This is a genomic window from Chryseobacterium sp. MMO-72 (genome assembly GCF_037146035.1).
GTDB lineage: Bacteria > Bacteroidota > Bacteroidia > Flavobacteriales > Weeksellaceae > Chryseobacterium > Chryseobacterium indicum.
In genome coordinates this window covers 487,802-506,715 of record NZ_JBBCWG010000001.1, presented here as the reverse complement: position 1 = coordinate 506,715, position 18,914 = coordinate 487,802, and the positions used below count along the sequence as shown (strand labels likewise).

Annotated in this window: 19 protein-coding genes; 13 read left to right on the top strand and 6 right to left on the bottom strand. The window is 36.3% G+C overall.

The window, feature by feature from the left end:
- Positions 1 to 156 precede the first annotated feature (156 nt).
- The 4 genes from WFH39_RS02315 to WFH39_RS02300 form a co-directional block, all read right to left on the bottom strand.
- Positions 157 to 822: a YiiX/YebB-like N1pC/P60 family cysteine hydrolase gene (locus WFH39_RS02315; RefSeq protein WP_336688640.1), complete on the bottom strand. Its 666-nt coding sequence runs from the start codon at positions 820 to 822 to the stop codon at positions 157 to 159.
- A complete protein-coding gene (locus WFH39_RS02310; protein WP_235129730.1) occupies positions 797 to 1,255 on the bottom strand; it encodes a DUF1801 domain-containing protein in 459 nt (152 codons plus the stop codon). The genes WFH39_RS02315 and WFH39_RS02310 overlap by 26 nt, the downstream gene beginning before the upstream one ends.
- A gap of 1,446 nt (positions 1,256 to 2,701) precedes the next feature.
- Positions 2,702 to 4,126 (bottom strand): hypothetical protein, encoded by a 1,425-nt coding sequence (locus tag WFH39_RS02305; RefSeq protein WP_235129728.1) that lies wholly within the window; start codon positions 4,124 to 4,126, stop codon positions 2,702 to 2,704.
- A gap of 10 nt (positions 4,127 to 4,136) precedes the next feature.
- Positions 4,137 to 5,321 (bottom strand): hypothetical protein, encoded by a 1,185-nt coding sequence (locus tag WFH39_RS02300; RefSeq protein WP_214590771.1) that lies wholly within the window; start codon positions 5,319 to 5,321, stop codon positions 4,137 to 4,139.
- A gap of 199 nt (positions 5,322 to 5,520) precedes the next feature.
- Between WFH39_RS02300 and WFH39_RS02295 the strand changes: the two genes are divergently transcribed.
- The 4 genes from WFH39_RS02295 (at position 5,521) to proC (ending at position 9,187) form a co-directional block, all read left to right on the top strand.
- Positions 5,521 to 6,726: a pyridoxal phosphate-dependent aminotransferase gene (locus tag WFH39_RS02295; protein ID WP_076390929.1), complete on the top strand. Its 1,206-nt coding sequence runs from the start codon at positions 5,521 to 5,523 to the stop codon at positions 6,724 to 6,726.
- A gap of 16 nt (positions 6,727 to 6,742) precedes the next feature.
- Positions 6,743 to 7,222, top strand: coding sequence for a hypothetical protein (locus WFH39_RS02290; RefSeq protein WP_336688639.1), 480 nt, complete (start codon positions 6,743 to 6,745; stop codon positions 7,220 to 7,222).
- Positions 7,223 to 7,226: 4 nt separating this feature from the next.
- Positions 7,227 to 8,240 carry a UDP-N-acetylmuramate dehydrogenase gene (gene murB, locus WFH39_RS02285; RefSeq protein ID WP_336688638.1) on the top strand — a complete coding sequence of 338 codons (1,014 nt, stop codon included), beginning with the start codon at positions 7,227 to 7,229 and terminating at the stop codon, positions 8,238 to 8,240.
- Positions 8,241 to 8,383: 143 nt separating this feature from the next.
- Entirely contained in the window at positions 8,384 to 9,187 is an 804-nt protein-coding gene (gene proC, locus WFH39_RS02280) for a pyrroline-5-carboxylate reductase (protein ID WP_336688637.1), read from the top strand.
- Positions 9,188 to 9,584: 397 nt separating this feature from the next.
- Here the strand turns inward: proC and WFH39_RS02275 are convergent, their stop codons facing one another.
- Positions 9,585 to 10,007: a VanZ family protein gene (locus WFH39_RS02275; protein WP_336688636.1), complete on the bottom strand. Its 423-nt coding sequence runs from the start codon at positions 10,005 to 10,007 to the stop codon at positions 9,585 to 9,587.
- Positions 10,008 to 10,062: 55 nt separating this feature from the next.
- Between WFH39_RS02275 and lnt the strand changes: the two genes are divergently transcribed.
- From lnt to WFH39_RS02245, 6 genes are all read left to right on the top strand, one after another.
- Entirely contained in the window at positions 10,063 to 11,697 is a 1,635-nt protein-coding gene (gene lnt / locus WFH39_RS02270) for an apolipoprotein N-acyltransferase (protein ID WP_336688635.1), read from the top strand.
- Positions 11,698 to 11,888: 191 nt separating this feature from the next.
- Positions 11,889 to 12,131, top strand: a complete 243-nt coding sequence (gene rpmB, locus WFH39_RS02265; protein ID WP_002976757.1) for a 50S ribosomal protein L28 — start codon at positions 11,889 to 11,891, stop codon at positions 12,129 to 12,131.
- Between the two features lie 3 nt (positions 12,132 to 12,134).
- Positions 12,135 to 12,317, top strand: a complete 183-nt coding sequence (rpmG, locus tag WFH39_RS02260) for a 50S ribosomal protein L33 (RefSeq protein ID WP_027379950.1) — start codon at positions 12,135 to 12,137, stop codon at positions 12,315 to 12,317.
- 20 nt (positions 12,318 to 12,337) lie between these two features.
- A complete protein-coding gene (locus WFH39_RS02255; protein WP_087712364.1) occupies positions 12,338 to 12,487 on the top strand; it encodes a DUF4295 family protein in 150 nt (49 codons plus the stop codon).
- Positions 12,488 to 12,684: 197 nt separating this feature from the next.
- Positions 12,685 to 13,638 (top strand): signal recognition particle-docking protein FtsY, encoded by a 954-nt coding sequence (gene ftsY, locus WFH39_RS02250; RefSeq protein WP_087712363.1) that lies wholly within the window; start codon positions 12,685 to 12,687, stop codon positions 13,636 to 13,638.
- Between the two features lie 69 nt (positions 13,639 to 13,707).
- On the top strand, positions 13,708 to 13,968 hold the full coding sequence (locus WFH39_RS02245) for a GlsB/YeaQ/YmgE family stress response membrane protein (RefSeq protein WP_273075080.1): 261 nt from the start codon (positions 13,708 to 13,710) through the stop codon (positions 13,966 to 13,968).
- A 78-nt stretch (positions 13,969 to 14,046) separates the two neighbouring features.
- On the opposite strand, the gene sppA is transcribed toward WFH39_RS02245, so the two are convergent.
- On the bottom strand, positions 14,047 to 15,804 hold the full coding sequence (gene sppA / locus WFH39_RS02240) for a signal peptide peptidase SppA (RefSeq protein ID WP_214590779.1): 1,758 nt from the start codon (positions 15,802 to 15,804) through the stop codon (positions 14,047 to 14,049).
- Positions 15,805 to 15,824: 20 nt separating this feature from the next.
- On the opposite strand from sppA, the gene folK reads away from it, so the two are divergent.
- The 3 genes from folK to WFH39_RS02225 are packed head-to-tail and all read left to right on the top strand — an operon-like array spanning position 15,825 to position 18,879.
- The gene (folK, locus tag WFH39_RS02235; RefSeq protein ID WP_214590780.1) at positions 15,825 to 16,244 is read left to right on the top strand and encodes a 2-amino-4-hydroxy-6-hydroxymethyldihydropteridine diphosphokinase; all 420 of its coding nucleotides are present in this window, start codon (positions 15,825 to 15,827) and stop codon (positions 16,242 to 16,244) included.
- 17 nt (positions 16,245 to 16,261) lie between these two features.
- Positions 16,262 to 17,377 carry an outer membrane beta-barrel protein gene (locus WFH39_RS02230; protein WP_214590781.1) on the top strand — a complete coding sequence of 372 codons (1,116 nt, stop codon included), beginning with the start codon at positions 16,262 to 16,264 and terminating at the stop codon, positions 17,375 to 17,377.
- Positions 17,378 to 17,418: 41 nt separating this feature from the next.
- Positions 17,419 to 18,879: an OmpA family protein gene (locus WFH39_RS02225; protein ID WP_336688634.1), complete on the top strand. Its 1,461-nt coding sequence runs from the start codon at positions 17,419 to 17,421 to the stop codon at positions 18,877 to 18,879.
- Positions 18,880 to 18,914 lie beyond the last annotated feature (35 nt).

Genomic DNA, 18,914 nt, shown 5'->3' with positions numbered 1-18,914 from the left:
AATAGAAAAAAATATTAGTCTACCAAATTAGTAGGGTAATATTTTTTTTAATTTTATTACATTTTTGCGGTGATGTTTAATTTTAGGTTAAAATCATTTGATTTTTTTTCATAAAAAAAACGAGCTTAGCCCGTTCTTATTCAATCTGAATATAATTTATTTTTTATTTAGTTCCATTATTCTTTCCAGCTTTTCGGAAGCAGCCAGACCATTTGGATTACATCCTAACTCTCCTTCAGGAACTTTCAGATTTTTCTTTTGATAGAATTCTTCCCAAAAAGCATTTGTTTTTCCTGTTTTCGGATCGATGAAGGTCATTGGTTCCAGCTTAAAAATATGATCTTCCCGAAAAGCTCTTTCTATAAAATCTGAACAGTAATACGAGTTTTCATCCAGAATATAATTGAAGTTATATGGTTTCCCTAACATGGAATTTGCCTTTTCAAGCGCGGAAGGAATCGATTTTTGATATTCGGATTTCAAACGGTATATTATAATCCGCTGTCCTTCTTCCGACTGATCTTTCAGGAAATCATTCATTTCCTGCTTTTGCGAACCGCCTTTTGGAGCGGCATGAAGCACGAAAATTCCGTCTTTACTTTTTTCCACAATACCGATGTGGTCGAAGGAAGCATTTTTCTGCTTTTGGGTGACATTATTGATTGCCCCTGAAAGTCCCGTTTCTTTTGCCGTTACAAAAAGTAAATCTCCGTTTTTCAAACCTGAAACCTGCGAGTTTTTACAGGCTGTAATCACGATAAAAAGGAAAAAAGCCGTAAAAACTTTCAGTAAAAAATTATTTCTTTTTAAAATTGGTTTCATAAATATCAATCCATTCTTCAACAGTCATTTTTTTGCTCATTTCTGCCAGTAATTCCATCGGAATATCTTCCATTTTTTTGAAGCGGACGCAGGATTTCCCCATATCCAGCTTTTTTTTGGAATGTTTCGGAAATTCTTCTACAAACCAGTTCAGCAGTTCGGGTTTCGCATACATTCCCATATGATACAACGCAACGAAATTTTTCTGGGAGGCAATGCTGATGAAAGGCAAAGGCGATCCGGGTGTACAGTGATAACCGTCGGGATACGTTTCCAGAGGAACTGCCCAACCGATCATTCCGTAGCTTGAGCCCTGCGTAAAACCTTCGGGTAAATTATCATTAATTGTATTAAACATTTTTCTGAATATTTCCTGTCTTTCTTCGGGAATCTGGGAAATATAGTCGTCAACGGAAACGGATGGAATCTGCATATTTTTCAGTTTTAATAATTCTTCAAATTAACAAAATTTTAGTGGAACAGGATTTTAAATGAATTACTTTGTTTTAACTTTTTTGATTCGTAGGTTTTAATCATGATTCTTCATTGAACACAAAGCTCACGAAGGTTTTTTAATTACTAAACTTTTTTAGGTTCACAAAGCCGTTACACTTAACAAAGAATAAGGGAAAGTTTTTTTAAGTTTTTGATTCGTAGGTTTTAATCTTGATACTTCATTGAACACAAAGCTCACAAAGGTTTTTTAATTATTAAGTGTTTTTAGGTTCACAAAGCCGTTACACTTAACGAAGAATAAGAGAAAGTTTGTTTCAACTTTTTTGATTCGTAGGTTTTAATCTTGATGCTTAATTGAACACAAAGCTCACAAAGGTTTTTTAATGATTAAGTGTTTTTAGGTTCACAAAGCCGTTACACTTAACGAAGAATAAGGGAAAGTTTGTTTTAACTTTTTTGATTCGTAGGTTTTAATCTTGATGCTTCATTGAACACAAAGCTGAAGAAGGTTTTTTAATTATGAAACGTTTTTAGGTTCACAAAGCCGTTACACTTAACAAAGAATAAGGGAAAGTTTTCTTAACTTTTTTGATTCGTAGGTTTTAATCTTGATGCTTCATTGAACTCAAAGCTCACGAAGTTTTTTTAATTATGAAATGTTTCTAGGTTCACAAAGCCGTTACACTTAACAAAGAATAAGAGAAAGTTTTCTTAACTTTTTTTGAGTCGTAGGTTTTAATCTTGATGCTTAATTGAACACAAAGCTCACGAAGGATTTTTAATTATGAAATCAGTTTACACTTTTTATTTAACCGCAAAAGGTTCAAAAGATAAACTAAATGTTTATTTAAAGCTGGTGATTATAAATAAAAAAGATCATAATAGTTTTTAAAAATTTTTGATTTTTATTCTTTTGAGCGCTTTGATTATTCCGGAAATTCGCTTTATCATTATCTTTTGCATCTTTTGCGGTTAATTCCGAAATTAATTTAAAGAAGTTCCTAAAATATGCTCACTCCGGCGTTTTAGCTTCGGAGGTTTCCGAAATCATATTCCTTTTGGCGAGATGATTTCGGCAGTTCCCGATAGTATATAATCTTGGGCGGAATACCCTCGGAGAGTTCCGAAAGTTTACTCCTTTTGGCGAGATGGTTTCGGCAGTTCCCGAAGGCTTCCTCCTTTCGGCGGTGGCTCTGGAAAGGCGATTGCTTAATTGAACACAAAGCTCACAAAGTTTTTTTTAATTATAAAATGTTTCTAGGTTCACAAAGCCGTTACACTTAACGAAGAATAAGGGTTTTGAGAATATTCAATTTTATGGTTTTGCAACGATTTCTCATCTTCAAACTGAAACTATTTTTAAGTCAAAAAAAATCAGCCCTAAAAATTTAAGGCTGATTCTTTCAATATTTTTTTGATTAAATTATTTCACAAAATTGTAAACGCTGAACATCTGAACGTCTTTCCCGTTTTTGTTCAGAAACAATAATTTATTGTTTGCCGGAACAAATTGTACTAAGTTTCCGTCTGTGAAACCATAATTCTGGAAGAAATTTCTCCCTTTATAATCGAGTGTAAGTTCTTTCGGAGCCAGAGTGCCAAAATCGAAAGATTTCATGGAGAAACCTGTATTTCCGAATGCTCCTTTCGGATAGAATGCAGAAACATACAGATTGTCTCCGGATTCAATCACCTGAACTCTTCTTCCCGAAGGATTGCTTCCAAGCGGTACAAACTGCTTTACTTCTCCTTCTTTATTGAATTTCATTAAAACGCCCACATCAAGCTTATATTCAGGATCCGGAAAACGGTTCATTGCAGTCGGCATCGGTCTCGAAATTGTTTCCTGCTGCACCGCCATTAAAACCTCATCCCCTTTTACGATGGTTTTAATCACTTTCACATCGTTCATATCTTTCGCTCCCGCAAGATTGGTATTGCTGATTACGGCTTTTCCGGATTTGATGTCGTAGAACATTACTGTTCCGAAGGTACTTCCGCCCATCGTAACTGCCTGATTTTTTCTTCCGAAGGTTACCAGATAATCGCTGTCATTTTTGCTGATGGCATATAATTTTTCAGGAATATATTTATCGTCAAAAGGCAGATCTTTATCTTCCGTGTTGGAAACCATCTCTATTTTATAGGATTCTTTCCAGCCTGCTGCTTTACGAAGCAGTACAATTTTTCCGGAGTTGGTCAAGGTCAAAGATTTTTCCACATAATCGCTGCTTAAAGAAATTTCTTTGTTCCAAAGCGGCGTTAATGTTCTTAAATCAATCACCAAAGCATCATTGATGTTATCTGTCTTTTTCGTGGCATATCGGTCGTTGAAAACGGCTGCATATTTTCCGTTCTCAGAAAAAACTACGTAGGTCGTTCCCGATTTGTTCGTAGATTCAATTGTATATTTCGCAATACTTTTTGTGGTAAAAGTTCCCGATTTTTTGCTGAAGACGTGCTGAAAAACCTCTTTTCTGTTTTCTTTTCCGAAATATTCTTCCGTAAATGCCACAAAACGGTCTTCATCAATCTGCTGAGAACCCAGATAATTGTGAAGAACACCATTGGTTTTATTCGCGTAATCCTGAATGTAAGTATCTACAAGGCTTCCGTTCTGATCGAGTTTTCTCATCAGCAGTTTTTTATGCGGAAATACGTTTCTCATCAATCCGTCGATATTAATTGCGCTGAACATATAAGAATTGTAATCGTCTGCCAAAACCAGCTTTTCGTCGGTTTCAAGATTGTCGTCCGTAGTAAATTTTGTTCCCTCCACCACTTTTACCTGAGCAAATGCGCATACAGAAGCGGTAATCATTACAGAGGCAATAATCTGTTTAATCATATTATTTTCTTTAGTTATTATAAATTTTTTCTTCTAATCTTTTTAATTCGAGGTTGGCATCATAAGACAGCTTAATGTCTACCAAATGTTCCTGAAGTTCGTTTAAATATTTTTCTGCTTCTGTGTAATTTCCCAAAGCAAGATTCAGCCTTATTAAATTGAAGTAAAGGTACTCTCCTATTTTCTGATTGTAAAGGGCTTTTTTATCATTGTAATTTACTTTTCCAAGTGCTGTTTTCCACATTTCGATTCCCTTCTGCATATTTTCCATGGCTACCTTATTGGGAGCGTAATCGGATTTTGCCTGAAGCTTTTTAAGATTGGTGGTTACATAGATATACGCTTTTTCCAGATCATCGTAATCCCCTTTATTTTTTACCGTTTCTAAAGTTACCGATGAATTGATGGTCTGATATCCGAAATTGTCGTTGATGATATTTCTTGTACGGTCCATTGTTCTCTGCAGATATCTTTTTTCGTGGACATTGAGGTTGATTTCGTTTGTAGGTACACTTGCAATTTCGGCAAAGTCTGAAAAATAGGTTTTGTCCAATTTCACCACTCCGTTCTGTTTTCCGACAATTCGCACCGGCTGATTGGCAAATGTTTTTCCCTGATTGTCCTGAAAATTGGTTCTCTCCATTTCAACAAGCACATCAAGATAGTTCCCGCCTTTAGAAAAACCCGCTACATCCATCTGTGAAGCAAGAATTTTATTATCGACAATGAGAGCATCTTTAAGATCGGGCTGTCTGTACACCGGCATCGGCGGAATATTGAGAACAGGTCTTGAAGGCAGCCTTAAAATTGGCGCTCCGTTTACAGCGGCTATTTTTTCAACCGCAGATAATTTATTGTACTCGGCAGATTCAAGCTTGAATTTCTCCTGAAGCTTTTTCACTTCTGCTTCATAATCTTTCAGCCTTTCCTGATGTTCGATCTTTGCTGTTTCTACATTCGTCTGATAATTATTTACCTGATTCTGGTACTCTTCTTTAGACATCCTTAAAACATCATCTTTTGTAATATTATAAGGAGATTTTACCGTGATGGTGTAATTTCTGTTGGCAAGATCTGTTGTAAAAACAGGCTCTTTCAGCAACTGAAAACTGATGGTTTCTTTATCAATTCTCTGTCCGAATACAGACTGAACCGAAAACAAAACGACAGGAAAAAGTAAATTTAATTTCTTCATATATCTATTTAAGTTCCGCGCAAAAGTAAAATAATTTATTAACAAAACACTTTCTGTATCTATTATTAAGGAAATATTCATTTTACAGGAACCCTTAAAGCAAAACATTCAACTTAACCCGTTAAAATTCTTTCTTTATAAGCTTTATTTCTTTATTGCGAAATTATATCTTATTTTTGCCATACAAATTTTTTGAACAATGCCGAATATTTCAAACAGAGCACTCCACATGCCGCCATCGCCGGTAAGAAAATTGGTTCCTTTTGCGCTAAAAGCGAAGCAGAAAGGGACAAAAGTTTATCACCTTAATATCGGGCAACCGGATATTGAAACTCCGGAAACGGCACTTAATGCTTTAAAAAATATCGATTTAAAAGTATTGGAATACGCGCTTTCTGAAGGAAATATCGACTACAGAAAAGCACTTACAGAATATTATCATTCTTTGGATTTCACAGATCTTACACCGGATAATTTCATTGTAACCAACGGAGGATCAGAAGCTTTAAATTTCGCCATCTCTACTTTGTGTGATGATGGTGATGAAGTAATTATTCCTGAACCTTATTATGCCAATTATAACGGATTTACAAGTACTTTCAATGTAAATGTAGTAGCGATTCCTTCTACCATTGATACTGGTTTTGCACTTCCTCCGGTTGAAGAATTTGAGAAAAAAATCACCGAAAAAACAAGAGCCATCGTTATCTGCAACCCCGGAAATCCTACCGGTTATCTTTACACCCGTGAAGAACTTCAGAAATTAGCAGAGATTGCTTTAAAATATGACATCGTAGTTATTTCAGACGAAGTATACAGAGAGTATGTTTACGACGGAAAACAGCAGGTTTCTATGCTGGCTTTTCCTGAACTGGCAGAAAACTGCATCATTATCGATTCAGAATCAAAACGCTATTCAATGTGTGGCGTAAGAATCGGATGTATGATTACCCGTTCTAAAAAAATCCATGATGCGGCTATGCTTTTTGCACAGGCAAGATTAAGCCCTGTTTTATTGGGACAGATCGCGGCAACGGCAGCTCACCAGAATGACGGAGCTTACATCAGAGCGGTAAGAGAAGAATACACCCACAGAAGAAATGTTCTTGTCGATTTACTGAACGCCATTCCGGGAGTAATCTGCCCGAAACCGAAAGGCGCATTCTACTGCGTTGCGGAACTTCCGGTAGACGATACTGAAAAGTTTGCGCAGTGGCTTCTGGAAAGCTATTCCCACAACAACGAAACCATTATGGTGGCTCCTGCAGGAGGATTCTACAGCAATCCGGAACTGGGGAAAAAGCAGGTAAGAATTGCTTACGTTCTGAAAGAGGAAGATTTAAGAAGAAGCGCAGCAATCCTTAAAGATGCTCTTGAAAAATACAAATCAGAATTCAGTCTTTAATTTAAACGAACATAATATGTCAGCAATAAAATATCATAGTTTGAAATTGTTCTCACTATTTATTTTATTGCTGATATTTTTTTCATGTAACAGCAAGAAGGAAGAAAATTATTCCGGAAACGCCAACGAAATTATTTCGATAAGCTATTCGGATATCGGCGGAGATCTCGGAAATTACAAAATCGTAAAAATTAACAAGGATTCTGTTTTTGCAGAACAGGGAGTTTCAGCAAAGAAAATCCATAAAGAATGGAAATCTGCAATAACCCCGCAAATCTGGAAAAGAGTAACGGCGTCTCTTAATATAAAAACGTTAGACAAAATCGAAAGCTCTCCCAGCAAACAGCCGGTTGACGGATTTGATGAAACTTTCCAGATCAGAACACCGAAGAAATACCACGTTTATGTAAATTCGTATTCAGATACCATTTATTATCAACAGCTTCAGAAATTAAAAGACCAGATTAACGCCCTCCTTCCAACAGAATATAACTAAAATAATGCACGAAAATTATTCACTAAAGCCATACAATACTTTCGGGGTAGATGTAAAAGCAAGATATTTCACCGAAATACATACCGTTGAAGAACTGAAAGAAGCCATTAGTTTCTCCAATTCTCATTCGCTTACTACTTTATTTTTAGGAGGCGGAAGCAATGTTTTATTTACAAAAGATTTTGACGGACTGGTGATTAAATTAAACCTGAAAGGAATTTCCGTGCTGCCTGTAAATGAAAACGAAGTTTTGGTAACCGCAAAAGCTGGCGAAAACTGGCACGAATTCGTGATGTTCTGTCTGGATAAGAATTTTGGCGGACTGGAAAACCTTTCTTTAATTCCGGGGAATGTAGGAACTTCGCCGATGCAGAATATCGGAGCTTACGGAACTGAAATTAAAGATGTTTTTTATGACTGCAAGGTTTTAAATCTTGAAACACTGGAAATTGAAACTTTTGATCTTGAAAAATGCAGATTCGGGTACAGAGACTCAATTTTTAAGCAGGAAGGAAAAGGAAAATATGTGATTTTAGAAGTTTCGTTCAGACTTACCTTCCGAAATCATAAAATTAAAACAGAGTACGGTGCCATACAGTCTGAACTTGAAAGTTTAGGCATTGAAAATCCTAGGATTCAGGATGTTTCCAGAGCGGTTATCAATATCCGGCAAAGCAAATTGCCTGATCCTAAAGAAACAGGAAATGCGGGAAGTTTCTTTAAAAATCCGACGATTCCTTTGGCTCAGTTTGAAGTATTACAGCAGAAATTTGAAAATATTCCGGGATATCCGAACGGAAATTCTGTAAAAGTTCCGGCAGGATGGCTGATTGAACAATCCGGCTGGAAAGGAAAACAAATAGGAAATGCTGCCTCTCATAAGTTGCAGGCTCTGGTCATCGTTAACGCAACAGGAAACGCAACCGGAAAGGAAATTTTTGATTTTTCGACGGAGATTATTAATTCCGTGAAAGAAAAATTCGGGATTGAACTGGAAAGGGAGGTAAATATTATTTAAAAACATTTCCAAAAAGATCTTTCAATTTGTTATAAAAATTAATCACTAAAACTATTTAAAATCCAACCTGTTGTGATTTTCATGATTTTAAACAATTTTACTAACTTTAGAACTAATTATCAGAATAATAAAAACACACAAATATGAAAATAGCAATTCTCGGAGCGGGAAATATGGGCTTATCCTTTTCAAAGTCTTTTTTGAAATACGAACTGATAAAGCCTGAAAACCTTCATTTAATTACAAGAAACCAGTCTAAATTTTCTAAAATCTCGGAAGAATTTCCAAAGTCTAAGATCTCTACTTTTGATGAAGTGAAAGATTTAAATGCAGATTTAATTATCATTGCCGTAAAACCTCAGGATTTTCAGCATGTAGCGGAGAATTTCCGGTTTCAGTTAAAAGAAAACCAGATGGTTTTATCGATTATGGCAGGAATTAAGATCGAGAAAATTCAGAAATTATTAAATCATCCATTGGTTGTAAGAGCCATGCCCAACTCTCCTACTCTTCTGGGAATGGGAATTACAGGCTACACTTCTGCGGAAGGAATTTCTTTCAGCCAGTTAATCAATATCGAAAGACTATTAAATTCTACCGGAAGATCTGTTTATCTGGAGAATGAAGAATTGTTAGACAGCGTTACCGCGCTTTCGGGAAGTGGACCTGCCTATTTTTATTATATTATCGATGCGATGATAAAAGCGGGGGTAGAAATGGGAATTGAGGAAAATCTTTCTCAGCTTTTTGTAAAACAGACGATGTTGGGAGCGTATCATTTAATCAACAATTCGGATAAAAGTCTGGAAGAACTCATAAAAGATGTGGCTTCCAAAGGCGGAACCACTGAAGCTGCCCTGAAATCATTCAATGAAAATAATTTAAAGGAAATTCTGAAGGATGGAATTCTGAGTGCAGAAAAACGCGCGAAGGAACTGAACGGATAATCAGACTTTTTCAGAGGATAAATAAAAATCGACTTCAGCCTGAATTTATACAAGTTTCGGCTAAAGTCGATTTTCTTTTTTTAACCTGAGTTCGGAATAAGTCTTCTTAAACGCCAGGTTAAACAAAGAGATTCAATGATTATCAGGAATTCAGCTTTTAAGATATACAAAGGCGTAAAATTGATCAAAGTAATACCATTTTTGTCTTTTTTAAATAAACGAAGTGCCTTTATTTAGCTTACCAACTTTTAATAGGTAAAAAAATCTTTTGTTTTGCTTTGCGATAAATCAATACAATACTACAAATCAATTATTTAAACTTATTTCTTATCCGAACTGAGTTTTTTATCATTAAAATGAACTAAAATCCATTCCTGTTGATGTATTCTTAACTATTTCAAGCCAGCCAGTTTGGAAATCGTTTTTCGATAAAATTCTTCATCAAAAACCCTAAAAATACCCCAAAAGTATTCAGAATAATATCATCCACCTCAAAAATTCCCATTCTGGAAAAGTACTGAAGTGCCTCCACAATGGTAATTGTCGAAATAAATGTAAAAAGGAGATTCTGTAAATCCTGAAGTTTAGGAAAAATCCAGCCTAGAAATCCGAAGGGAATAAACATTACCACATTTCCCACAACAATGGTCACGATTTCTTTCCATGAAATACATCCTTTAATGAAATTGATGGTAGAAAATATCGGCTCTATGGTTAACAGATTATCTTCCATCTGCGTTCTGCCCATCCCGAAAAACATGAGGTACAGCAAAAACAGCGTATAAGGAACAATAATGATTTTATAAAATTTCTTTAACATCGTTTGCAAATTTATTCATTTCAAAAACATTAAATTTGTATGTTAAATCAATTTAATGAAATACGTTTTACTTACGCTCATTTCAGCGATGCTTTTGTCCGTTTCGTGGCCTACTTACGGCGTTCCGTTTTTTATATTTTTTGCGCTTGTTCCGCTTTTGATGATGGAACACGGCGTGTCTAAATTTTCAGATTACAACAGAAAAAGCTGGGTGGTTTTCGGACTTTCCTACCTCTGTTTTGTGATCTGGAATGTGGTAACAACAGGGTGGCTCTATGGTTCCAAAAATCCGGACGGAAGCCATTCTATGATGGCGGTTGTATTTCCGGTTCTGGTCAATTCTTTCCTGTATTCATTGGTTTTCCAGTGCTATCACTGGTACAAAAATGCACAGGGTACGTATTGGGGATTAGGATTTCTGATTGCGATCTGGATGAGCTTTGAAAAGTTCCATTTAGGATGGGAATTAACATGGCCATGGCTGAATCTTGGAAATGTTTTTTCCGATTATCCTAAACTTATCCAGTGGTACGATACTTTGGGCGCAACCGGCGGAAGCTTCTGGATCCTGCTCATTAATGTATTGATTTTCTACACTGTAAGAATCTGGGAAGCAGGAAGAAAAAGAAAAGAACTTATTAAAAATAGCTCCATTGTTGCCGCTTTAATCATTATTCCGATGATTATTTCTGTGGTGAAATATAATCAATTTGATGAAAAACCCATCGGAAGCGTTAATGTACTGATGCTTCAGCCTGATCTGGATCCGTACGCAGAAAAATACACGCAGGACAGCTTAACGATTGAAAACGATCTTTTAAGCCTTGCCGAAAGAAATTCTAAAACAAAAATAGACTATTACATTGCCCCCGAAACTGCGCTTCCGGGAAGAGGTTCTATTTCGGAAACCGCTTTTGAAAAGAGTGTTATTTTAAACAATCTTAAAGGATTTTTAACTAAACATCCGGGTTCGGTTTTCGCAACAGGAATTTCTTCGCATCGTTTTTTTACAAGTGAAAAAAATCTGCCGAAAGAAGCTTATCAGATTCATACAGGACTTTGGGTGGAAAGTTTTAATTCGGCGGTGCAGGTTATTCCGAACCAGAAAGTAGAAGTATACCACAAAGGAAAACTGGTTCCGGGTGTGGAAATCTTCCCCTATATGAACTATTTAAAGCCTCTTTTGGGTGATGCGATGATTAATCTGGGCGGAACAGTAGCTTCTCTGGGAACAGATAAAGAAAGGGTTGCTTTTTCAAATCCTTTCAACAAAGGAAAAATTGCTCCGATCATCTGTTATGAAAGCATTTACGGCGAATTTACGGGAGAGTATGTAAAAAAAGGCGCCAATTTTTTAGCCATCATGACCAACGATTCATGGTGGGGCGTTACAGAAGGGCATAAACAGCTTCTTTCCTACGCAAAATTAAGAGCTATTGAAACCCGAAGAGAAATCGCAAGAGCTGCAAACAGCGGAATTTCTGCGCATATTAATGCGAAAGGGGAAATCATGGAAGATACTTTTTACGGCGATAAAACCGCTTTATTTTCTAAAATAAACCTGTATGATGGGATGACTTTTTATACGAGATCAGGAGATCTTCTGTCAAGATTCTCCATTTTTGCTTTAGGATTTCTGCTGTTTTATTTTTTAATCCGCTGGTTTCAGAGAAAGACACAAAAGGCTTAAAAATTATTATTTCCGGAATATGAAACAGATCATTCTTAAAGCCAGTGCGTGCTGTGAGTGATATTACCAGAAATCGGGATTAATAATCTGTATATTATTTATAAATAATTTTGTAAAAGATTTGTCTATCTGAAAAATTCTTCGTTATTTTGCACACTCAAATATTATAGTACAAATAAGAACATCGAGATATGTCAAGAATTTGCCAAATAACAGGAAAGCGTGCAATGGTTGGTAACAACGTTTCTCACGCTAATAACAAAACGAAACGTCGTTTTGAAATTAACTTATTAGAGAAGAAATTTTACCTTCCGGAGCAGGATAAGCACGTAACACTGAAAGTATCAGCTCATGGATTGAGAGTGATTAACAAGATTGGAATCGAGGAAGCTATTGAAAGAGCTACTAGAAACGGATTGATAAAAAAGAACTAAATCATGGCAAAAAAAGGAAACAGAGTTCAAGTAATCCTTGAATGTACAGAGCACAAAGAAAGCGGTATGCCAGGAATGTCAAGATACATTTCTACAAAAAATAAAAAGAACACTACAGAGAGATTGGAATTGAAAAAATACAATCCTGTTCTTAAGAAAGTTACAGTTCACAAAGAAATCAAGTAATTTATAAAATATAATTTACCATGGCAAAGAAAGTAGTAGCAACCCTACAAACCGGGTCTAAAAAAATGACCAAAGTGGTGAAAATGGTGAAGTCTCCAAAATCAGGAGCTTACGTTTTCGAAGAAAAAGTAATGAATGCAGACGAAGTTGACGGTTATTTGAAAAAATAATCTCCACTTTATTTACAATATAAAAAACTACTCATATTTTGGGTAGTTTTTTTTGTTATCTTTGCTTTTAATCTAATCTGGAAGTCATAAGCCGGGGGCTGGAAGTTTATTACACATCATTGTAAAGTAAGATTGTAAACTTTAATCCTCCATCTCCCGCTTCCATCATTAAAACATAAAATTCCGTAATTCATAAGATGAGTTGGTTTAAGAATATTTTTAAAAAAGAAGAAAAAGAAACGTTAGATAAAGGATTGGAAAAATCCAGCCAGGGTTTCTTTGAAAAAATGACGAAAGCCGTAGTCGGCAAAAGCAAAGTAGATGATGAAGTTCTTGATGATCTTGAAGAAGTACTCATTGCATCCGACGTCGGCGCATCTACCACCATCAAAATTATAGAAAGAATTGAAGAACGCGTTGCAAGAGACAAATACGTTGGTGTAAACGAACTTGATAAAATCCTTCGTGAAGAAATCTCAGGTCTTCTGCTTGAAAATCCACACGCCGGAACCGGAAATATCGACACTTCCAAAAAGCCTTACGTCATTATGGTTGTTGGTGTAAACGGGGTAGGAAAAACAACCACTATCGGAAAACTGGCACATCAGTTTACCTCAGAAGGAAAAAAAGTGGTTTTAGGAGCAGCAGATACCTTCAGAGCCGCTGCAGTAGACCAGTTGGTAATCTGGAGCCAAAGAGTGGGAGTTCCTATTGTAAAGCAGGAAATGGGTTCAGATCCGGCTTCCGTTGCTTTTGATACGGTACAGAGTGCGGTTGCCCAAAATGCAGACGTGGTTATTATTGATACGGCAGGAAGACTTCACAACAAGATTAATTTGATGAATGAACTTTCTAAAATCAAGAGAGTAATGCAGAAGGTGATTCCGGATGCTCCTCATGAGATTTTACTGGTTCTTGACGGTTCTACCGGTCAGAATGCTTTTGAACAGGCAAAACAGTTTACAGCCGCTACGGAAGTTAATGCTTTAGCCGTAACCAAACTCGACGGAACTGCAAAAGGAGGGGTTGTTATCGGAATTTCAGACCAGTTCCAGATTCCTGTGAAATATATTGGCGTTGGAGAGAAGATGCAGGATTTGCAGTTGTTTAATGGTACGGAGTTTGTAGATTCTTTTTTCAAGAAAAGATGATGTAAAAATCATGTTTTCCCAACATTATTAATGAACTAAACATAAATATTAACATTAAAAAATGCAACTATGGGATTTATAACATGGATTATTTTCGGACTATTAGCGGGAGCTATCGCTAAAGCAATCATGCCAGGGAAACAAGGGGGCGGAATGCTTATTACCATGATTCTTGGAATTGTAGGAGCCTTCATTGGAGGTTCAATAGGTGTTTATCTTCTTCACTGGGGAGATGTAGATTCTTTCTGGAACTTCAGAAGCTGGATCTTAGCCATCGGAGGTGCTTTAATTGTTCTGTGGATCTACGGAATGCTTACCAAAAAAAGCTAAATTAGATTAGGATAAAAAATTAAAACGGCGGATTTGAAATTCAAATCCGCCGTTTCTTGTAAAATATATATAATTTAGTTAGTTGATTTTGATCTGGTAAGGCATTTCCATTTTCACTTCAGACTGTAGTTTTCTTTCTTCTACGATCTGTTCTAAAAGTTCATAATTTGCTTTTCCGATTTTGTTTTTCACCACTCTTGCAGAAATATCATCTTCATTAAGATCTTTAAAGATCTGCTCGAAAGGGGTCATGCTTTTAGGATAAGAAGAAACCTCGTAAGATTTTAATCCTGCTTTTTGAGCAGCAAATTTTACGGCATCATTCAATGTTCCCAATTCATCAACAAGACCAATCTGTTTGGCTCTTGTTCCGCTCCATACTCTTCCTCCTCCTACACTGTCGATCTGTTCAAAAGTCTGTTTTCTGTTCTGCGTTACAAAATGCACGAATCTTTTATAAGTTCCTTCCACACTTCTTGTAATCAAACTCACCCCATAAGGCGTAACTCCGTTTAGAGAAGAATAATATTGAGAATTCGCATTGGTAGAGACAATATCTGAACGGATTCCGTTTTTATTCGCAATATCTTTGAAGTAAGGAATTACTCCGAAAACGCCGATCGATCCTGTAAGTGTATTGGGTTCAGAATAAATTTTATCTGCCGCCATTGCGATGTAATACCCTCCGGAAGCGGCATAATCTCCAAAGGAAACAATTAATGGTTTTTTCTTTTTCAACTGCTGAAGTTCAAACAAAATTTCATCCGAAGCGTTTGCACTTCCTCCCGGAGAATTAATTCTGAAAACGACCGCTTTCACTTTATCATTATCCTGAAGCTCTTTAATGTATTTAATATATTTCTCGGAATGGATATCATTATAATCGTCTCCTCCATTAATAGAACCTGAAGCATACAAAACCGCTACTCTGTCTCCCGATTTTTCATCATCAGAATAAGAAGCAATATATTTTCCTAAAGAAATTTTATTTAACTTATCGTCTCCTGATAAATTTAACTTCGATTTAATTAATTGATCGTATTCTGTTTTCTGAATAAGCTTATCTGCCAGTTTATATTTTAAACTTAAATCAGGAATCATTCCGTAAAGACTGTCCACAACCGTTCTGAACTGTGCCGTATCTATTTTTCTGGAAACCGCCATTCTTGAAGAAGTGTTTTTCCAGATATCATTTAAAAGTGTGCTTAACTGCTCTTTATTTTCCGGAGAAATATCGTTTCTCAGAAAAGGTTCAACAGCAGATTTAAATTTGCCGTGACGGATAACTTCAATCCCGATTCCGTATTTATCGGCAAAATCTTTATAAAAAGCGACTTCCGTTGCCAGACCTTTAAGTTCGATCATTCCCGAAGGATTAAGATAATACTGATCCGCAACCGATCCTAAATAATAAGCTGCCTGAGAAACCGTATTTCCATAAGCATAAACAAATTTTCCACTCTTTTTAAAATCCTGAATAGCATTTCTGAGATCGTCAATCTGAGTAATTCCTGCATTTAAATAATCGGCTTCAATGCTTATTCCTTTGATATTATCATCGGTTTTTGCTTTTTCGATGGCTTCAATAGCATCATAAATCAACACATTTTTTGTCTGTTCACTAATATTAAAAAGTCCTTTCTGCTCTTCTGTAGGACTATCTATTATATTGGTTTTTAAATTAATCGTAAGGACAGAATTTTTCTTTACCACTACGGATTTCTCACTTCCCATCGCGCTAAACACAAGCATGATGACGAAAAAGAAGAAAAACACAGCGCATAAGATGACAATTGCCACTATATTTGCCAGTACATTTTTAAAAAAACTTTTCATAAATCAATCATTTTAATAATATGTCGCAACATAAAGTCGTTTTGTTACTCGGAAGTAATCTTGGAGATCAAAAAAAAAATCTCGAAACCGCTATAAAAAAACTGCAAAATGGTGGAAATGAAATATTAAAATTAAGTGAATTTTTAATATCCGAGCCCGTAGAATTTGCCAGTTCTAATATTTTTTGTAATATTGCACTGATAATGTTGACTCATCTTTCGCCTATTCAACTGCTTGATTTTGTTAAAAGTATTGAGCAAGAAATGGGAAGAACTAACGATTCTAAAGCTTCAGGAGGATATTCTGATAGAGTAATAGACATAGATATCGTTACATATAATGAATTAAAATTTGTCTCAGAAAGATTGGAAATCCCTCACAAAAAGCATCTTTTTGAAAGAGAATTTTCCAGAACATTATTAAAACATTTTATCAAATAAAACATAAAACATATTGTATGAAATTAGGTTTATTATTATTGGCTACGTTGCCTATCGCTGCTTACGCACAAGATAGTATAGCTGTTACTTCAAATGATAGGTATCCAAATACATTCTCTTCAGGTTCTGCCAATGTTCAACCTTTCGACACAAAAGCTAAAAGATTTAACGACTGGTCTGTATCAGTAGGTGGAGGTGCTGCTTTTATGGTACACTCCGATCTTAAATCTATTACAGATAAAAAGATCAACTGGGGATACAACACTTATGTAAGCTTAGACAAACAGATTAACCACGTTGTAGGAATCAGCCTTATTTATCAGAGAGGTGAAACCAATCAAAGAGGGCAGCTTGAAGGAGCTGCAGGTGTAGCTGCCGGAGTTGCAGAAGCAAAAACAAAATATAATCAGGTTGCTTTAATGGGAGATGTTAACTTTTCTAATCTCTTAAGAAGAGTAGACAATCATTCTCCATACAGATGGGCACTGCACGGTTATGCAGGTATCGGTTTAATGAACTATAATACCTCTTTATATGATAATAATGAGTTCAGATGGAGCACTACTCCTGCCAGAATTCCTTTATTTATCAACCAAAAATTAGACATCAACTCAGTTTATTATCAGTTTGGTGCCGGTTTGAAGTATAAAGTTTCGAAACTTATCGACATTGAAGCAAGAACAATGTATATCATCAGTGGAGACGATGAATTCGACGGTGGCGGTAACGCAGGTCCGGCAGATTATGATGTTACTTCAAAAGTTTCAAAATATAATATGCTTAATAAAAGAAGATCAGACAATGCATGGACTGTTAACCTGGGAGTTTCTTTCAAATTAGGAAAACACAATTCTCACCTTGCATGGCACGATCCGCTTCAGGAAGCTTATTACAGAGCCTATGTTCTGGAAAACAAAAGCACAGATCTTGTAGTTTGTGAAAAAGGAGATCTTGATAACGACGGAGTATGCGACGATTGGGACAGACAGCTTGATACTCCTGCAGGAGCAAGAGTAGACGGAGCCGGAGTTGCTTTAGACATGGATCTGGATGGCGTAATCGATTTATATGATAAGTGTGTAACGGTTCCGGGACCGGTTGAAAACCAAGGTTGTCCAACTACAACTAAATAACTATAACTAAATCATTTAATTAACTAAATAAAAAATACACTATGAAATTAAGTTTAGCAATTGTTGCATTAGCACTTACTGTTCCTACAGTTGCCTTTGCACAGGACTCAACTGCGGTAGTTTCAAACGGACAATATCCAAATACGTTCTCATCGGGCTCTGCAAATGTTTCCCCGTTTACCAATAAATCTAAACGTTTTAACGATTGGGCAATCTCTTTCGGTGCTGGTGTACCTTTAATGCAGTCTTCAGATTTAACATCTATAAAAAACGGAAACGGTAAAAACCTTTTTGGTTATTCTGCATATGTGAGTATTGATAAAGCTATTACTCACGCTTTTGGTATTAATTTACAATATGACAGAGGTGAAACCAGACAAGGATGGTTCAATACCAAAGATTCTGCCCCTAGTGATGCCTCTGCAACTCAGCACGTAGGAGCAAGAACGCAATATGATGCGATCTCATTATTAGGAGATATTAACTTCTCAAACCTATTCAGAAGAGTTGATAACCATTCTCCTTACAGATGGGCTTTACACGGATATGCAGGTGTGGGAACAATAGCATACAGAGCTTTCCAGAAGGATGAAAAAGGACAAAGACTGGCTGCGGAAATTAAGCCGTTCCAGCTTGGTTCAATGTTCGCTCAGGCAGGTGCCGGTGTGAAATTTAAAGTAAACAGAAGAATCGACATAGAAGGTAGGTTAATGTATGTAATGACCGGAGATGATGAATTCGATGGTGGAGGCCGTAAATACGATCCGATCAACCAGCGTGAAGAGCAGGTTTCGGATAACTTCTTTAATGCTACTTTAGGGGTTTCTCTTAAACTTGGAAAACACGAATCTCACTTAATGTGGCATGATCCGCTTCAGGAGATCTACTATAAACTAGATGTTTTGGCTAACAAAAACCAGGATATTGAAGTTTGTAAGAAAGGAGATCTTGATAATGATGGTGTTTGCGACGATTGGGACAGACAGCTTGATACTCCTGCAGGTGCAAGAGTGGACGGTGCAGGTGTAGCTCTTGATACGGATCTTGACGGTGTAATCGATCTTTACGATAAATGTGTAACCGTTCCGGGACCAGTTGAAAACCAAGGCTGTCCTACAACAGCTCCTACTCCGATTGGACCTGTAACTGATTCTACAAGAACTCTGGAAGGAATTGAATTTGATCTGAATTCAGACAGAATTTTACCTTCTAACACTCCAATTCTTAACAACGCAGTAAATTACATTAATTCTTCCAGTGGATCTTACACAGTAGTTGGAGCAACAGATACAAGAGCTTCTGATGCATACAATCAAAAACTTTCTGAAAGAAGAGCGAACAATGTAAAAGATTATTTAATTAAAAACGGAGTTCAGTCTGGTAAATTAAACGCAGTAGGTAGAGGTGAAAAAGACCTTAAATATCCTGAATGCGACCCTGCTACGAAATGTCCTGAATGGAAAAACAGAGCAAACAGAAGAGTTTACTTCGAAGCTAAATAATAAAAAATTATTATTAAATATATAAAAGCCATGCA

Bases quoted from the DNA above. Each gene is read 5' to 3' on its own strand.
- WFH39_RS02230 (WP_214590781.1), top strand. From the start codon at position 16,262: ATGAAATTAGGTTTATTATTATTGGCTACGTTGCCTATCGCTGCTTAC.
- rpmG (WP_027379950.1), top strand. From the start codon at position 12,135: ATGGCAAAAAAAGGAAACAGAGTTCAAGTAATCCTTGAATGTACAGAG.
- WFH39_RS02310 (WP_235129730.1), bottom strand. From the start codon at position 1,255: ATGCAGATTCCATCCGTTTCCGTTGACGACTATATTTCCCAGATTCCC.
- WFH39_RS02245 (WP_273075080.1), top strand. From the start codon at position 13,708: ATGGGATTTATAACATGGATTATTTTCGGACTATTAGCGGGAGCTATC.
- folK (WP_214590780.1), top strand. From the start codon at position 15,825: ATGTCGCAACATAAAGTCGTTTTGTTACTCGGAAGTAATCTTGGAGAT.
- murB (WP_336688638.1), top strand. From the start codon at position 7,227: ATGCACGAAAATTATTCACTAAAGCCATACAATACTTTCGGGGTAGAT.
- WFH39_RS02290 (WP_336688639.1), top strand. From the start codon at position 6,743: ATGTCAGCAATAAAATATCATAGTTTGAAATTGTTCTCACTATTTATT.
- WFH39_RS02255 (WP_087712364.1), top strand. From the start codon at position 12,338: ATGGCAAAGAAAGTAGTAGCAACCCTACAAACCGGGTCTAAAAAAATG.
- sppA (WP_214590779.1), bottom strand. From the start codon at position 15,804: ATGAAAAGTTTTTTTAAAAATGTACTGGCAAATATAGTGGCAATTGTC.
- WFH39_RS02225 (WP_336688634.1), top strand. From the start codon at position 17,419: ATGAAATTAAGTTTAGCAATTGTTGCATTAGCACTTACTGTTCCTACA.
- WFH39_RS02315 (WP_336688640.1), bottom strand. From the start codon at position 822: ATGAAACCAATTTTAAAAAGAAATAATTTTTTACTGAAAGTTTTTACG.
- rpmB (WP_002976757.1), top strand. From the start codon at position 11,889: ATGTCAAGAATTTGCCAAATAACAGGAAAGCGTGCAATGGTTGGTAAC.
- lnt (WP_336688635.1), top strand. From the start codon at position 10,063: ATGAAATACGTTTTACTTACGCTCATTTCAGCGATGCTTTTGTCCGTT.
- WFH39_RS02275 (WP_336688636.1), bottom strand. From the start codon at position 10,007: ATGTTAAAGAAATTTTATAAAATCATTATTGTTCCTTATACGCTGTTT.
- proC (WP_336688637.1), top strand. From the start codon at position 8,384: ATGAAAATAGCAATTCTCGGAGCGGGAAATATGGGCTTATCCTTTTCA.
- ftsY (WP_087712363.1), top strand. From the start codon at position 12,685: ATGAGTTGGTTTAAGAATATTTTTAAAAAAGAAGAAAAAGAAACGTTA.
- WFH39_RS02305 (WP_235129728.1), bottom strand. From the start codon at position 4,126: ATGATTAAACAGATTATTGCCTCTGTAATGATTACCGCTTCTGTATGC.
- WFH39_RS02300 (WP_214590771.1), bottom strand. From the start codon at position 5,321: ATGAAGAAATTAAATTTACTTTTTCCTGTCGTTTTGTTTTCGGTTCAG.
- WFH39_RS02295 (WP_076390929.1), top strand. From the start codon at position 5,521: ATGCCGAATATTTCAAACAGAGCACTCCACATGCCGCCATCGCCGGTA.